We start from the raw sequence: 13,795 nt of genomic DNA, 5'->3' as shown, positions 1-13,795 counted from the left end.
GTCCGGACCAGCCGCCCAGGACCGGTGGCGACCGGTGCGGCGGTGCCCTGCCGTGCGCGGCGCGCGCCGAGAGCTGGGCCCGGAGGCGGCCCGGACGTCACACCAAGGGGGTCAGGAAGCGGCGCAGCGCCTCTTCGTAGCCCGTCGGGTCGGCGTTCCACATCGCACCGTGCGGGGCCTTGGGCACGGCGCGCAGGGAGACCAAGTCGGGGCGCCGGTCGGCGAGTTCCCGGGAAGGACCCCACGGCGCCAGGTGGTCGTCCGGGCCGTGGTGGATCAGCGTGGGCACGGTCAGCTGTCCGGGATCGCCCAGCGCGTCGAACCGCCCGGCTTGCAGCGGCGTACGGGCCAGCGCGGCTCGCACGGCGAGCGGCAGCAGCACGCTGGGGGTGCCGCGTGCGGCGACCAGGGCGCGCAGGGTGGCCTGCCAGTCGAGGACCGGCGAGTCGAGGACGACGCCGCTGATGAGGTGCCGCAGCGCGGAGTGGACCACCGTGTGCAGGACCATCGTCGCCCCGGTGGACCACCCGTGCAGGATGACGCGGCGCGCGCCGTAACGCGTCGCGTAGCGGATGGCGGCGTCGACGTCGCGCCATTCGCTCTCGCCGAGGTGGCTGACGCCGTCGGGTGAGCGCGGGGCGCCGGGGTCTCCCCGGTAGGCCATGTCGAGCACAGGCAGCTGTTTGTCGTTCAGGAACCGCATGACGGACATGGGGAGTTCGCGCGTCGTCCCGATGCCGTGCACGGTGATGACCCAGGTGTCACGGGCGGCGGGCACGAACCAGGCGGGCAGCGGGCCCAGCTCGGCGGGGATGTCGATGTCGGCGTGGTCGAGCCCGAGCGCGTCCCTGGGATTGCCGACGTACACCTGCGGGGTGAGCCAGGCCCGGGCGCCGGGCCGCACGGTGCCGTGCGTGACCGCTTCCAGGCGCCGCACGACACAGTCGGCGGGATGCGGCGCGCCCTCGATGACGGGCCCGACGATCGCGTGGACGCCGTCCCCGGTGAGGCCGTACGTCCCGGGGCGCTGCGAGGCGAGGGTGCGGGTCAGGGTGATCTGCCCGGCGGCGGTGGCGTGCACGGTCAGCCGCGGCTCACCCGGCGGCGGGCGCCCGGCCGACGGCTTGAGGACGGCGTTGCTCACGTACCGTCCGGCCAGCACGGCCGCACCGGCACTCAACACCGTCGTGGTGGCGGCCGCGGCCACCGCTGTACGCATGCGCATCCACCCCAGTGTGGGCGGGGCGACGACGTACGGCCAGTGGGCATACGCGGCCGGGTGATGAGCGACGGGGCCGCGCGGGGGGAGTGAGACGTGGTGACGCGTGCGCGCCCGCGCGCGCCACCCCTCGGCCGGACGGGAACGCCGCGCCCGGCCCCGTGCGGTGCGGTGCGGCCGATCAGGGGGTGTCCGGCGCAGGGGTGTGCGCCCCGTCAGGGGCGCGGGGAACCGCGCGATCAGCCACCACGCACCCGCGGTCCGCGACGCACGGACAGGGGGCTGCCCCTCCCCAGCGCGATCCCCAGCGCAATCCGCAGCACGAGCCGCCGGACACGGCCTATCGCGGCTGGCCGTACGTGCTGAGCTTGGTCGCCGCGCGGCTCAGTTCCTCGCTGGACAGCAGGGCGGGGGTCAGGCCGGGGACGGCCGCCGCCGTGAGCCAGACCCTGCACATCCATTCCAGCTGGGCGGTGCGGTCGTACGCCTGGTCGAGGCTGTCGCCGTAGACGATCGTCCCGTGGTTGCGGAGCAGGCAGCCGGTGCGGTCGCTGAGCGCGTGCAGCATGTGCTCGGCCAGCTCCTCGCTGCCGTAGAGCGCGTACGGGGCGACCCGGACCGGTCCGCCGAGGGCACCCGTCATGTAGTGGATGGCGGGCAGCGCCGTGACGAGCGTGGAGACGGCGGTGGCGTGGACGGCGTGCGTGTGCACGATCGCCCTGGCCGTCGTGGCCCGGTAGATCGCGAGGTGCATCGGCAGTTCACTGGTGGGGACGCGGTCCCCGATGGTCTGCCGTCCTTCGAGGTCGACACCGCACAGGTCGTCGGGTCCAAGCCGGTCGTACGGGGTGCCGCTCGGGGTGACCAGCACGGTGTCGCCGACGCGGGCCGAGACGTTGCCCGACGTGCCGACCACCAGTCCGTCCGCGGTCGTCCGCCGGGCGGTCGCCACGACGTCCGCCCATGTCTGCCGTAGGTGTTCGCGTTCCGCCGCCGTTCCGGTCATGTCGTCGCTCGCCCTCTCCTTCTCGTTTTCGTCGTCTGGCTTCTCGCCGTCTTGCTTCTCGCCGTCTTGCTTTGCGGTCTTGCTTCGCGGTCTTGGCGGCTCTGCCGGTTCCGGTTCTCGTCCGGTCTCGTCCGTCGTGCCGGTCATCAGGCGCGTCCGGCGGGTGCGGTCGGCTGTGTCCACGGTTCGCTGCCCTACGCCTCTGCGCCACGCTCCGACGCCTTCGGGCAGCACGGCCGCCGCCGGGTTCCCCACGGTCCGCTCGGCGCTCAGCCGCTGTGGGCGTCGGCCGGTGGCGGTCGCCTGGCCGTTCGGAGACGTCCGGCCGTTCGGCGGGGCCGCCCGCCATCCCGCCCGCCGGGTGATGCCGGTCACCTGATGGCGCGTCGCGCCTCCCACCGCGCCGCGCCGTTGGAGATCCTGCCAGCCCCCGGTAAGCACGGGCCCTCCGGCACCGTCAGTCCGTCCGCGAGGCGGCCAACCGGATTGATAAATACGAATAACACACTAAATCTCCGGACTTTTTGCTCCTACTCCTGGTAATCCTGGTGCCACTCACCGCGATGGAAGGGGTTGGCGTGGAGAGAGCCGGAACGGGCGCGAGTGACAGCCACGGCCAGGAGTGCCGACACGAGGGGCGGGCGCCCAGCGGCACACCGGCGCGCACGCCGGTACGCGTCCACGGCGGCGCGACGGGCCGACGCCGGGCCCGCGTGTGGATAGCGTCCCTCGGCACCCTGCTGGCGGGCGCTCTCACGCTGATCGAGCCGTCGGCGGCGGCCACGGCGAGCAAGCCGCGCGGCCACGACGTCTCCTCGCACCAGCGGGAGGTGAACTGGCGCCAGGCGCGGGACGCGGGGGCGCGGTTCGTCTATGTCAAGGCGACCGAGTCGGACGACTACCGAAACCCGTACTTCGCACAGCAGTACAACGGTTCGCGGGCCGTGGGGCTCCTGCGTGGCGCGTATCACTTCGCCCGCCCCAATACCTCGTCAGGGCGCGCGCAGGCCGAGCACTTCCTGCGCAACGGGGGGACACCGGCGGCGGACGGCCGGACACTGCCGCCCGCACTTGACATCGAATTCAACCCATATGACCCGAAGCGCGCCTGTTATGGGATAAGCGACTCGGCCATGGTTGACTGGATTTCGGCGTTTAGTGCCGAGGTACGCCGCCAGACAGGGCGCTATCCGGTCATCTACACGACGACCAACTGGTGGCGCCGGTGCACGGGCAACAACGCCGCCTTCGGTGCCCAGCATCCGCTCTGGCTCGCGAGTTGGCGCAGCTCTCCGGGGCCCCTCCCCGCCGGCTGGGGCACCCACACGTTCTGGCAGCAGGCGAACAAGGGCCCGCTGCCGGGTGACCAGAACGTGTTCAACGGCTCAATGTCGGGTCTCAGAAGGCTCGCTGGGGGCTGAGGACGCCCCACGTACGCGCTTCCGGAAACGGTCTCAATGGGCCACTTCAGGTGCGTCACCGTGACGTCTGCCCTAGTTCACCTTCCGTTCACTCGACCTACCTACGGTCGCCGGGTCACTACCCCCCGAACTGATTGCCTGGGTGAATGGAACACATCACGCTTCTCATCGGGATCGTGATCGTCACGGCCTTGGTGTTCGATTTCACGAACGGCTTCCACGACACGGCCAATGCCATGGCCACCACCATTTCCACCGGGGCGCTGCGGCCCAAGACCGCAGTGGCCATGTCGGCGGTGCTCAATCTGGTGGGCGCGTTCTTGTCCGTGGAGGTCGCCAAGACCATTTCCGGAGGAATCATCGATGAGAACTCCGGTATCCAACCTGAAGTGATCTTCGCGGGCCTCGTCGGAGCCATCGTCTGGAATCTCCTGACGTGGCTGGCCGGGCTCCCGTCCAGTTCCTCCCACGCCCTCTTCGGCGGTCTGATCGGCGCGACAGTGGTCTCCGTCGGCATGGACGGCGTCAACGGCGACGCGGTCGTCATGAAGGTCCTCATCCCCGCGGTGGCCGCACCGCTGGTGGCGGGCATCGCCGCCCTGGCCGCGACCCGGCTCACGTACCGGCTCGCCCGCAACCGCGACTCCCAGGACACCGCCAAGGGCTACCGCGCCGGGCAGATCGCCTCGGCCGCCCTGGTCTCCCTCGCGCACGGCACCAACGACGCGCAGAAGACGATGGGCGTCATCACCCTGGCCCTGGTCACCGGCGGCGTCGTCGCACCCGCCTCCGACCCGCCGCTGTGGGTCATCGTCTCGGCCGGTATCGCCATCGCGCTCGGCACCTATCTCGGCGGCTGGCGCATCATCCGCACCATGGGCAAGGGCCTCACCGACATCCAGCCGCCGCAGGGCTTCGCCGCCCAGACCGGCGCCGCGACCGTGATCCTGGCCTCCTCGCACATCGGTTTCGCACTCTCCACCACCCAGGTCTGCTCCGGCTCCGTGATGGGCTCGGGTCTCGGCCGCAAGGGCGGCGTGGTGCGCTGGTCCACCGCCGGGCGGATGGTGCTCGCCTGGGGCCTGACGCTGCCCGCGGCCGGGCTGGTCGCCGGTGCTGCCGCGCTGCTCGCCGAACGTGGCGACTGGGGCGTGGCCACGGTCGCCGTGCTGGCCCTCCTCGCCTGCGGCGCCATCTGGGCCGCTTCCCGCCGCAAGCCCGTGGACCACACCAACGTCAACGAGGCCGAGATCGTCGGTGGCGTCCCGGCCGCAGCGGCCGCCGAGGCCGCGGACGGCACGAAGGACGCCGCCGAGCCGGTGGGCGTGGTCACCGCCGCCCTGCAGAGCGTCGCACCGCCGCCCGCCGGGCCCATCGCCCAGCGGTCCGCCTCCGAGCAGGAGTCCGGCGCGCCGTCGGCAGCGGAGTCGGCCACCGTGCCCGAGCCCGAGCCCGCCGCTTCGGTACCCGCCCCCGCCCCGGCCCCGGCACGGGCCTCCGTCTGACCTCTCGTCCGGGCGCCGCTTCCATCGGCGCCCGGACCTCCGCGCGGCCCGTACGGTGCGCGGCCCCCGTAGCGCCACACCCCAAGGAAGCAAGGAAACATCGCCATGAGCATCGACTGGGCAGCACTCGGTGAGGTCTTCGGTGTCAGCCTCGTGGTGACCGTCGCCATGGTGGGCGTCTTCACGCTCGGCATCGTCGGCACCTCGCACAAGCCGACCCGCCAGCAGGACGGCACGGCGGTCGCCACCACCAGCCCCAGCGGGCTGGCGCGCTCCGGCGCGTACGCGTGCTTCGCGCTGTGCGCGGCTGTGGTCTCGTACGGGATCTACCTGATCGTCGCCTAGCCCGCGCCCCTTCGGCCCCTTCGGCCCCTTCGGCCCTCTCGGCACGGAAACCTCTGGCCCGCCGCCCGCGACGCGCCCGCACAGCGCGCCCGGGGCGGCGGGCTTCCCCGTTCCCGCGGACGCCCTTCCCGCTCCCGGAGGACGAACCAGGCAGCGGCGGACGGGGCAGGCGGACGCGCGCCCGGAGGGGGCCTGGACGCCGACCACCGCCGCCGCCTCACCGCCGCCCCACCGCCACCGCGGCACCACCGCCGTCGCACCGCCCTCGCCGTGGGGCTCGCGACGCCGTGGGGCTCGCGACCGCGGTACGCGCCCCGATCGGACGCCGGGCGCGAGCCGGTGGTACGGCCGCCCGCGTGGGCGCCCCGCGCTACCCCGTCGCAGGTCAACCGCAAGTTGACGGCTCTTCGTGAGCCGTGGTGGACTGCCGGGGCCAAACGGCGACAGCAGAGGAAGCCGGTGTGAATCCGGCGCGGTCCCGCCACTGTCACCGGGGAGCGCTCCCCCAGCGTGTGGTCACGGCTCGGTCCCCGAGCTGGAAGGCCCGGGTGCGGCGCCGATCCGGGGAGCCAGGAGACTCTCGCCGCCGATCACGTCGAGCCAGGGCGCGGACCCTGAGTGAGGACACATCGCCATGGTCGGCTGTCACAGAACGCCCTGCGCCGCGCACGTTCCCCCACCTCCGCCATGTCCCCTCCCCCTTCGAGGCGCGACGGCGAGCTGACCCGATGCGTGCTCCTCAGTTTCCGTACGCGCGCGATCCGTACGGGCCTCTTCCCTACGCGTACGGCGCCGCCCTCGGCTATCTCTGCGACCTCGCCGTGGGCGACCCGCCCCGCGCGCACCCGGTGGCCGCCTTCGGGCGCGCGGCGGGCGCCGTGGAACGACGGCTGTGGCGTGACGACCGGGGACGTGGGGCGCTGCACACGGCGATCTGTGCCGGAGGCGTCACCCTGGCCGCCGTCGCGCTGTCCCGCACTGTGCGGCGCTCCGCTCTGGCCGATACGGCGCTGACCGCCGCCGCCACCTGGGCCGTGCTCGGGGGGACGTCGCTGGGTCGCGAGGCGCGCGTCATCGGCGCCGCGCTCGCCGCCGGGGACCTCGCCGCCGCGAGGGCGGCGCTGCCGGGGCTGTGCGGGCGTGACCCGCAGGCGCTGGACGGGCAGCAGATCGCGCGGGCGGTCGTGGAGTCGGTCGCCGAGAACACCTCGGACGCCGTGGTCGGCGCCCTGGTGTGGGGCGCTGTCGGGGGCGTGCCCGGACTGGTGGGCTTCCGGGCGGTGAACACGCTGGACGCGATGGTCGGTCACAAGTCGCCCCGCTACCTGCGGTTCGGCTGGGCCTCGGCCCGGCTCGACGACGTCGCGGGCTGGCCGGGCGCGCGCCTCACCGCCGTGCTGGCGGCGCTCGCCGGGCCCGACCGGCGCGGGGCGTGGCGCGTGGCGCGCCGGGACGCGGCGAAGCACCCGAGCCCCAACGCGGGTCCGGTCGAGGCGGCCTTCGCCGGTGCCCTGGGTGTCCGGCTCGGCGGCATCCTCGCCTACGCGGGCCGCGTGGAGCACCGGCCGGTGCTCGGCGCGGAGAACCGGCCGGTGGAGACGGCCGACATCGAACGGGCGGTACGGCTCTCGCGCCGGGTGAGCACCCTCGCGCTGACGGCCGCTGTCGCCGGGCGCGTGGGATACGGCATGGTCCGGCGCGGGTTCGCCGCCTCCCTTGCGGGGCAGCCCGGAAGGTGCGGCGCCGGGTGGCGGCGGGCGGCATTCGGCCTGGCGCTGGCGGGAAGCCTGCTGGCGGCCAAGCCGATGGCTTCTCCGGCGCCGCCCCGTACCGCGGGCACCGACGCCGGCGGTGACGGCAGGGGCACCAGAGGCGCCAGCGCCGACCACGGCAAGGACGAGACCAAGGGCAGGACCAAGGGCGAACGGCCCGGCGTGAGCAAGGCCAAGGGGGGCGCATGAGTGACGCTGGGCGCGTGGGTGGCGGGCTGCTGGTCGCCGGTACCACCTCGGACGCGGGCAAGAGCGTGGTCACCGCGGGCATCTGCCGCTGGCTGGCCCGTAAGGGCGTCAAGGTCGCGCCGTTCAAGGCGCAGAACATGTCGCTCAACTCCTTCGTCACCCGCGAAGGCGCGGAGATCGGGCGGGCGCAGGCCATGCAGGCCGCGGCCGCCCGCGTGGAGCCGACCGCGCTGATGAACCCGGTGCTGCTCAAGCCCGGTGGCGACCGCACCAGCCAGGTGGTGCTGCTCGGCAAGGCGGTCGGCGAGTTCACCGCGCGCGGCTACTTCGAGCGGGAGGACGGCCGGGAACCGGGTCCGGGCCGGGCTCAGGGACGGGACGGAGTCCGGCCGCGGGGCCGGGAGGCGTTGCTGTCCACGGTCACGGACTGCCTGGCCGAGCTGCGCCGTACGCACGACGCGGTGATCTGCGAGGGCGCGGGAAGCCCCGCCGAGATCAATCTGCGGCGCACCGACATCGTCAACATGGGGCTCGCGCGCGCCGCCCGGCTGCCGGTCGTGGTGGTCGGCGACATCGACCGCGGCGGCGTCTTCGCCTCCTTCTTCGGCACGACCGCCCTGCTCTCAGCGGCGGACCAGGCGCTGATCTCGGGCTATCTCGTGAACAAGTTCCGCGGCGATGTGAGCCTGCTGGAGCCGGGCCTCGACATGCTGCGTGAGCTGACGGGTCGGCCCACGCTGGGCGTGCTGCCGTTCGCGCACGGCCTCGGGATCGACGAGGAGGACGGGCTGCGGGTCTCGATGCGCGGCGCCGTCAGGGAATCGGTCGTGGCACCGCCGCACGGCGCCGACGTGCTGCGGGTGGCGGTCACCGCCGTCCCGTTGATGTCGAACTTCACCGATGTGGACGCGCTGGCGGCCGAACCCGGCGTCGTCGTCCGGTTCGTGGACCGCCCCGAGGAGCTGGCCGACGCCGACCTGGTGGTGGTCCCCGGCACGCGCGGCACGGTGCGCGCGCTGGCGTGGCTGCGGGAGCGCGGTCTCGCCGACGCCCTCGCGCGCCGGGCCGCCGAGGGCCGTCCCGTGCTCGGCATCTGCGGGGGCTATCAGCTCCTCGGCGAACGCGTCGATGACCAGGTCGAGTCGAAGGCCGGGACGGTGCGGGGGCTTGGGCTGCTGCCGGTGCGGGTGCGGTTCGCCGTGGACAAGACTCTGGCGCGGCCGGTCGGCACGGCGCTCGGCGAGACGGTGGAGGGATACGAGATCCACCACGGCGTCGCCGAGGTGACGGGCGGCGACGAGCCGTTCATGCGCGACGGCCAGGGCCGGGCGCTGGACGGCTGCCGGGTGGGCGCCGTGTGGGGCACACACTGGCACGGCTCGCTGGAGAGCGACGGTTTCCGGCGCGCGTTCCTGCGCCGGGTGGCCGCCGCCGCGGGGCGGGCGTTCGTGCCCGCGCCCGACACCTCCTTCGGTGTGCTGCGCGAAGAACAGCTCGACCGGCTCGGCGACCTGATCGAGGAACACGCCGACACCAGCGCGCTCCTGCGGCTGATCGAGGAGGGCCCGCCCGCCGGGCTGCCCTTCGTACCGCCTGGGGCGCCATGACCACCGTACGGAACAGCCCCGCCGAGCCGGGGACGACAGCGACAGCTCCGCCCGCTGACCGTGGCGGAGCGCACCACCCGCGCGTGCGCGGGGCCATCGGCACCCACGTACCGCAGCTGCCGGGCAACGCCCCGGGAGCCGGACGCAAGCCACTCGAAGGAGTGATCACGGCGTGAACACCCCCTACCCCTTCACCGCGATTGTCGGCATGGACAGTCTGCGGCTGGCGCTGCTCCTCAACGCCGTCTCACCAGCGGTCGGCGGCGTGCTCGTGCGCGGCGAGAAGGGGACAGCGAAGTCGACGGCGGTGCGGGCGCTGTCGGCACTGCTGCCCGAGCTCGACGTCGTCGCCGGATGCCGGTTCTCCTGCGACCCCTCCGCGCCGGACGCGCGGTGCCCCGACGGGCCGCACGAGCCGGGCGGCGGCACCGCCCGGCCGGCCCGCATGGTGGAGCTGCCCGTCGGCGCCTCCGAGGACCGGCTCGTCGGCGCGCTCGACATCGAACGGGCGCTCGCCGAGGGGGTGAAGGCCTTCGAACCAGGGCTGCTCGCGGACGCGCACCGGGGAATCCTGTACGTGGACGAGGTCAACCTCCTCCACGACCACCTCATCGACGTGCTGCTCGACGCCGCGGCCATGGGCGCCTCCTACGTGGAACGCGAGGGCGTCTCCGTACGGCACGCGGCGCGCTTCCTGCTGGTGGGCACCATGAACCCCGAAGAGGGCGAGCTGCGGCCGCAGTTGCTCGACCGGTTCGGCCTCACCGTGGAGGTCGCCGCCTCCCGGGAGACCGATGAGCGGGTGGAGGTCGTACGGCGCAGGCTCGCGTACGACGAGGACCCCGGCACGTTCGCCGCGCGCTGGGCCGACGACGAGGGCGCGCTGCGTGAGCGCGTCGCCGTGGCCCGCGCGCTGCTGCCCCGAGTGCGGCTCGGCGACGGCGCGCTGCGGCAGATCGCCGCCGTGTGCGCGGCGTTCGAGGTCGACGGGATGCGCGCGGACATCGTGACGGCGCGTACGGCGACGGCACTCGCCGCCTGGGCCGGGCGCACGGAGGTGCGCACCGAGGACGTACGGCAGGCGGCGCTCCTCTCGCTGCCGCACCGGCGCCGCCGTAACCCCTTCGACGCGCCCGGCCTGGACGAGGACAAGCTCGACGACATCCTCAACGAGCACGAGCCGGACCCCTCCGACGACGACCCGGACCCGGACGGGCCCGGCGGCGGTGAGCCACCGAAGGACGGCCCGCACGACGGACCGCAGGACGGCTCGGACGGCCACGAGGCGGACCCGGGGACGGACCCGGGCGGCCCGGCGACGGAACCCGGCCTTCCGCACCAGCGCGGCAGCGAGGACGAGCAGCCGCAGCCCGCGCCGGAAGCCGGGCCCGGCGACGCGGCGCGGCCGCAGGAAGAGGCCGACGGCGGCCAGGGCCCGGAGAGCGGCGCGGGCGACGCGCCGGAGCGCGGCGCGGTGAGCGCGTCGGCCCCGTTCGCCGCCCGGATGCTCGATGTTCCGGGGCTCGGCGAGGGCGCGGCAGGGCGGCGCTCCCGGGCCCGCACCACGCACGGCAGGACCACGGGTGCGCGGCGGCCGCAGGGCGCGCTGAAGAAGCTGCACCTGGCAGCGACGGTGCAGGCCGCCGCCCCGCATCAGCGGGCCCGTGGCCGCTCGGGCACAGGGCTGGTCGTGCGGCGTGACGATCTGCGGGAGGCGGTACGCGAGGGGCGCGAGGGCAACCTGGTGCTGTTCGTGGTGGACGCCTCCGGCTCGATGGCCGCCCGGCAGCGGATGAGCGCCGTCAAGGGCGCCGTGCTGTCCCTGCTGCTCGACGCGTACCAGCGGCGCGACAAGGTCGGCATGATCACCTTCCGGGGCAAGGACGCCGAGCAGGTGCTGCCGCCGACCTCCTCGGTCGACGCGGCGGCCGCCCGGCTTGAGCGGCTGCCCACCGGCGGTCGCACACCGCTCGCGGCCGGGCTGCTCAAGGCCCGCGACGTGCTGCGGGTCGAGCGGATGCGGGACCCCTCGCGCAGGCCGCTGGTGATCGTGGTGACGGACGGCCGGGCCACCGGCGGGCCGCAGCCGGTCGCCGGTGCCGCCCGTGCGGCGCGGCTGCTGGCGAGCGAGGGCACGGCTTCCGTGGTCGTCGACTGCGAGTCGGGGATGGTACGGCTCGGCCTCGCCGTCGAGCTCGCCCGCGAACTGCGGGGCCCCGCGGTGACCCTGGACGAGCTGCGCGCTGACAGCGTGACCGCGCTGGTACGCGGCGCGCGGCAGGCGCAAGGCGGGCGCGGCGGCGGGCAGGGAGCGCGCGACGTACGGGAGACAGGCGGCGGCGCACGCGGGGCGCGCGGCACGCGAGGACCCCAGGGCGCACCTGGCGCACGGGGCGCACGGCAGACGACCGACACGGAAAGGGCCGCGTAATGCCACAGGGAAAGCCGTCGATGGTGCCCGAGGACGGGCTCACCACCCGCCAGCGCCGCAACCGCCCGCTGGTCTTCGTCCACACCGGCATCGGCAAGGGCAAGTCGACGGCCGCCTTCGGCCTGGCGCTGCGTGCCTGGAACCAGGGCTGGCCGGTCGGGGTGTTCCAGTTCGTGAAGTCCGCGAAGTGGAAGGTCGGCGAGGAGCGGGCGCTGCGCGTGCTCGGCGACTCCGGTGAGGGCGGCACCGTCGCCTGGCACAAGATGGGCGAGGGCTGGTCCTGGGTCCAGCGCGACCTGGCGTCCAGCGAGGAGGCGGCGCGCGAGGGCTGGGAGCAGGTCAAGCGCGATCTGGCGGCGGAGACCTACCGGCTGTACGTGCTGGACGAGTTCGCGTACCCGATGCACTGGGGCTGGATCGACCCCGCCGAGGTCGTCTCGGTCCTCCGCGACCGGCCCGGTACCCAGCACGTCGTCATCACGGGCCGCAACGCCCCGCAGCAGCTCATCGACTTCGCCGATCTGGTGACCGACATGTCCAAGGTCAAGCACCCCATGGACACCGGGCAGAAGGGCCAGCGGGGCATCGAGTGGTGACCAGCACGACCATCCCCCGCCTCGTCATCGCCGCGCCCGCCTCCGGCAGCGGCAAGACGACCGTCGCGACCGGGCTGATGGCCGCCTACGCCTCACGCGGCCTGGCCGTCTCCCCGCACAAGGTCGGCCCCGACTACATCGACCCGGGCTACCACGCGCTCGCCACCGGCCGCCCGGGACGCAACCTGGACGCGTATCTGTGCGGCCCCGAGCGGATCGCGCCGCTGTTCGCCCACGGCGCGCGCGGCGCGGAGCTGGCCGTGGTCGAGGGCGTGATGGGCCTGTACGACGGCGCGGCGGGGCAGGGGGAGCTGGCGTCGACGGCGCATGTGGCGAAGCTGCTGCGGGCACCGGTGGTGCTGGTCGTGGACGCCTCGTCGCAGTCCCGTTCGGTGGCGGCGCTGGTGCACGGCTTCGCCTCGTGGGACCCGGAGGTACGGGTCGCCGGGGTCATCCTCAACAAGGTCGGCTCCGACCGCCACGAGGCGCTGCTGCGCGAAGCCCTGGCGGAGTCGGGTGTTCCGGTCTACGGCGTGCTCCGGCGGGTCAGCGCGGTCCATACGCCGAGTCGGCACCTCGGGCTCGTCCCGGTCGCCGAACGGCACACGGAGGCCGTGGAGTCGGTCTCGGCGCTGGCCGAGCGCGTACGGGACGGCTGTGACCTGGAGGGCCTGCTGGCGCTTGCCCGCACCGCTCCCCCGCTGCCGGGACCCGCGTGGGACCCGGCAGCGGCGATCAGCGCCGGGAACGGTTCCCCGGCCGGGGCGCCGCGGCCCGGCGCGGGGCGCGGCGCCCGGCCCGTCGTGGCCATCGCGGGCGGGTCGGCGTTCACCTTCTCGTACGCCGAGCACGCCGAGTTGCTGACCGCCGCCGGGGCGGACGTCGTCTCCTTCGACCCGCTGCGGGACGAACGGCTGCCTGACGGCACGCGCGGCCTGGTCATCGGCGGCGGGTTCCCCGAGATGTACGCGCCCGAACTGTCCGCGAACAAGCCGCTGCGCGCCGCCGTGGCCGCCCTCGCCGCCTCCGGCGCCCCCGTCGCCGCCGAGTGCGCCGGTCTGCTGTATCTGGCCCGCTCACTGGCCCCGGCCGCCGACTCCGGCGCGGAGGCGGCGCCACTGCCGATGTGCGGCGTGCTGCCCGCCGACGCCCGGATGTCGGGCCGGCTGACCCTCGGCTACCGGGAGGCGGTCGCGCTGTCCGACAGCCCGCTCGCCCCTGCGGGGACCCGGGTGCGGGGGCACGAGTTCCACCGCACGGTCATCGAACCGCGCGCGGGCGCGGCCGCCGCCGACGGCGCTGTCGGCGCGGAAGGACGGGCCGGTCACGCGCGGAAGGCCGAGGCCGCGTCAGAGGGCGACACCGCGCGCGCACGCGCGTCAGGTGACGACCGCACTCAGCCAGGCACACTGCCCGCGTGGGGCCTCGTACGGCCCGAACGGCGCGTCGAGGGTTTCGTACGAGGCGGCGTCCACGCCTCGTATCTGCATCTGCACTGGGCCGCCGGCCCCGCGATGGCCGACTCGTTCGTCACCGGCTGCACGCCGTGACCGGCCGCCGCGCCCAGAGGGCCGCGACCGGCCGCTCCGGCCGTGGGAACGCGACCGGCCGCCGCTCCCTCGGCAGGGCGCACGCCCTGGCGACCGCGGGCACCACCCGGACGCCGGGGTGCGCCCTGGCCGCCCCCGTGGCGCGCGAGCGGGC

Annotated in this window: 10 protein-coding genes, 1 pseudogene and 1 riboswitch; of the genes and pseudogenes, 9 read left to right on the top strand and 2 right to left on the bottom strand. The window is 74.4% G+C overall.

Features of this window, described 5'->3' with window-relative positions; genetic code table 11:
- Window positions 1-97 precede the first annotated feature (97 nt).
- Together AC5P1B_RS24470 and AC5P1B_RS24465 are read right to left on the bottom strand one after the other, a co-directional pair.
- Window positions 98-1,225 (bottom strand): alpha/beta hydrolase, encoded by a 1,128-nt coding sequence (locus AC5P1B_RS24470; protein ID WP_493889691.1) that lies wholly within the window; start codon window positions 1,223-1,225, stop codon window positions 98-100.
- A 334-nt stretch (window positions 1,226-1,559) separates the two neighbouring features.
- Window positions 1,560-2,225, bottom strand: coding sequence for a class II aldolase/adducin family protein (locus AC5P1B_RS24465; RefSeq protein WP_493889772.1), 666 nt, complete (start codon window positions 2,223-2,225; stop codon window positions 1,560-1,562).
- Window positions 2,226-2,938: 713 nt separating this feature from the next.
- On the opposite strand from AC5P1B_RS24465, the gene AC5P1B_RS24460 reads away from it, so the two are divergent.
- The 9 genes and pseudogenes from AC5P1B_RS24460 (at window position 2,939) to AC5P1B_RS24420 (ending at window position 13,641) form a co-directional block, all read left to right on the top strand.
- On the top strand, window positions 2,939-3,646 hold the full coding sequence (locus tag AC5P1B_RS24460; RefSeq protein ID WP_493889770.1) for a lysozyme: 708 nt from the start codon (window positions 2,939-2,941) through the stop codon (window positions 3,644-3,646).
- Window positions 3,647-3,792: 146 nt separating this feature from the next.
- Window positions 3,793-5,151, top strand: a complete 1,359-nt coding sequence (locus tag AC5P1B_RS24455) for an inorganic phosphate transporter (RefSeq protein WP_493889689.1) — start codon at window positions 3,793-3,795, stop codon at window positions 5,149-5,151.
- 105 nt (window positions 5,152-5,256) lie between these two features.
- A complete protein-coding gene (locus AC5P1B_RS24450) occupies window positions 5,257-5,496 on the top strand; it encodes a hypothetical protein (protein ID WP_493889688.1) in 240 nt (79 codons plus the stop codon).
- A 403-nt stretch (window positions 5,497-5,899) separates the two neighbouring features.
- A riboswitch (cobalamin riboswitch) is annotated at window positions 5,900-6,095 on the top strand.
- 129 nt (window positions 6,096-6,224) lie between these two features.
- A pseudogene (locus AC5P1B_RS24445) lies at window positions 6,225-7,196 on the top strand (cobalamin biosynthesis protein); the annotation flags it as partial.
- Window positions 7,197-7,453: 257 nt separating this feature from the next.
- Window positions 7,454-9,064 carry a cobyric acid synthase gene (locus AC5P1B_RS24440; protein WP_493889687.1) on the top strand — a complete coding sequence of 537 codons (1,611 nt, stop codon included), beginning with the start codon at window positions 7,454-7,456 and terminating at the stop codon, window positions 9,062-9,064.
- Window positions 9,061-9,240 carry a hypothetical protein gene (locus AC5P1B_RS24435; RefSeq protein WP_493889686.1) on the top strand — a complete coding sequence of 60 codons (180 nt, stop codon included), beginning with the start codon at window positions 9,061-9,063 and terminating at the stop codon, window positions 9,238-9,240. Before AC5P1B_RS24440 ends, AC5P1B_RS24435 begins: the two co-directional genes overlap by 4 nt.
- Window positions 9,237-11,495: a putative cobaltochelatase gene (locus AC5P1B_RS24430; RefSeq protein ID WP_493889685.1), complete on the top strand. Its 2,259-nt coding sequence runs from the start codon at window positions 9,237-9,239 to the stop codon at window positions 11,493-11,495. The genes AC5P1B_RS24435 and AC5P1B_RS24430 overlap by 4 nt, the downstream gene beginning before the upstream one ends.
- A complete protein-coding gene (cobO, locus tag AC5P1B_RS24425; RefSeq protein WP_493889684.1) occupies window positions 11,495-12,091 on the top strand; it encodes a cob(I)yrinic acid a,c-diamide adenosyltransferase in 597 nt (198 codons plus the stop codon). Before AC5P1B_RS24430 ends, cobO begins: the two co-directional genes overlap by 1 nt.
- Complete coding sequence (locus AC5P1B_RS24420) at window positions 12,088-13,641, top strand: cobyrinic acid a,c-diamide synthase CobB (protein WP_493889682.1); 1,554 nt, start codon at window positions 12,088-12,090, stop codon at window positions 13,639-13,641. Before cobO ends, AC5P1B_RS24420 begins: the two co-directional genes overlap by 4 nt.
- Window positions 13,642-13,795: the final 154 nt, after the last annotated feature.

It is taken from the genome of Streptomyces sp. A01 (assembly GCF_059026195.1).
Note: the sequence above shows the minus strand (reverse complement) of the source record. Positions and strands in the feature narration are given on the sequence as shown.